At 69.6% G+C, this 1,675-nt stretch carries 2 protein-coding genes; one reads left to right on the forward strand and one right to left on the reverse strand.

Annotated elements, in window-relative coordinates; genetic code table 11:
* Window positions 1-161: 161 nt before the first annotated feature.
* Window positions 162-1,148 carry a LacI family DNA-binding transcriptional regulator gene (locus tag IJH84_RS02400; RefSeq protein WP_200071713.1) on the reverse strand — a complete coding sequence of 329 codons (987 nt, stop codon included), beginning with the start codon at window positions 1,146-1,148 and terminating at the stop codon, window positions 162-164.
* 295 nt (window positions 1,149-1,443) lie between these two features.
* Between IJH84_RS02400 and IJH84_RS02405 the strand changes: the two genes are divergently transcribed.
* Window positions 1,444-1,675: hypothetical protein (locus IJH84_RS02405; RefSeq protein WP_295139715.1), on the forward strand; the 232-nt coding region annotated here is incomplete at its 3' end.

Genomic DNA, 1,675 nt, shown 5'->3' on the forward strand with positions numbered 1-1,675 from the left:
CCAGCCTTCGCTGAAAGCGCGGCGCAGCACCGCCGCGCCACCGTCGCCCGCGGTACCGCACATCGCGATCGACGCGGAGCTTTCCCCGGCGCAGCAACGATTCCGCGTCCTGCGCGCGCTCGACCACCGAACGCCGGCGGACCCTGAGTGAGCCGCCTCCGTCAGCTCGCGGGCGGGAAGCAGGACTCGCGCTCGACCAGGCCGACCGGCAGCACCGTCTTGCGGCGGAACCGCCGGTTCGGGTGCTCCAGCCGGTCGAACACCCGCCGGGCCGCGTGCTCGCCGAGCAGCGCGGGGTCCTGGTCCACGACCGTCAGCGCGGGCGTGAGCAGGTCGGCCATCGGGAAGTCGCCGAAGCCGACGAAGGCGAAGCGGCGATCGCGCAGCACCGGAGCGAGCACCATGCTGCTGCGGGCGTTGGAGGAGAAGATCGCGGTCGGCGGCGTGGGCAGCGCGGCCAGCCGCTGCACGATCTCCGCCGCTCCCGCGCGGTCCAGCGCGCCGAAGACCTCGTAATCCTCGCGGCGCGGCAGGCCGTGCGCCTGGAGCGCGCCCCGGTAGCCGAGCAGCCGGTTGCGGCTGGTCTGCACCTCGGCGATGTCGGCGACGAAGGCGATCCGCTCGTGCCCCCGCGCGATCAGGTGCTGCACCGCCAGGTGCGCGCCGCCCTTGTCGTCCTCCAGGAACGAGTCGGCGGCCACGCCGACCGGGGCGCGGTCGACGAACACGATGGGCAGCCGGTCGCGCCAGCGGGCCAGGTAGGAGTTGTCGGTGGCGACCGGCGCGATGACCAGCCCGCTCAGCGACTGCCCGAGCAATTGCTGCACGAGATCGCCTTCGCGCTGCGACCCGTCGCCGGTGCTCGTGACCACTGTGGACATGCCGTGTTCGACCGCGACCCGGTTGACCGACTCGGCGACGGCTCCGAAGAACGGGTCGAGCATGTCGGGCACGACCACGCCGACGACCGGGGCGCGTCCGGTGCGGAACGTGGTCGCCACGGCGTTCGGCACGTAGTTGAGCTCGCGCAGCGCCAGTTCGACGCGCGTGCGGGTCTCGGGCAGCACGTGCTCGTCGTCGTTGAACACGCGCGACACCGTTTTCGCGCTCACTCCGGCGAGTGCGGCGACGTCTCGCATCGTGGTCATGGAACGGGCCGGACCTTTCGACGGATCACCGTGCGGTGCGCACGGGGTGCTTCGGCGCGCAGTCTATCCGCGCTCGGCGGCCGCGGTGTCCGACGCCCGCATCCGGTCCCCGGTGCTCAGCGCCGCGTCCCACGAACACACCGCCGTGACACCGGTGACTAGATGAAGCTTGACATCGGTGACATGGAGACGTCTACTCTGCGCGGACGGCTGCCGGCGCGCAGCAGCCGTCCGCCGGGCGTCGCGGCCCGGCCGATCGGCGCCGCGGATCGTGCTGCGGCAGGGGGAGCTTCTCATGCTCGGACAGAATGCGCGCCAATCCATAGAGCCTGCCGGGGAACAGGACGTCGCCGTGAATTTTATTGTCCGGCCTACATTTTTTACGGGAACGCTTCCTTATCTCGGCGGGGAGGAAACGCCGCTGCGCCGCTTTGTCGTGAGCTGCCTCACGGGTGAAAATGAAACGGGTTTTCTGCTCTTTCATGTCTCTGATATACTGCCTATTCAAAATCTGATTGAAAATCTGC

Origin of the sequence: Saccharopolyspora sp. (assembly GCF_017434145.1) — a bacterium.
Classification (GTDB): domain Bacteria; phylum Actinomycetota; class Actinomycetes; order Mycobacteriales; family Pseudonocardiaceae; genus Saccharopolyspora_C; species Saccharopolyspora_C galaxeae.

Excerpts from the sequence above, each read along its gene's own strand:
- IJH84_RS02400 (WP_200071713.1), bottom strand. The coding sequence starts at position 1,148 with ATGACCACGATGCGAGACGTCGCCGCACTCGCCGGAGTGAGCGCGAAA.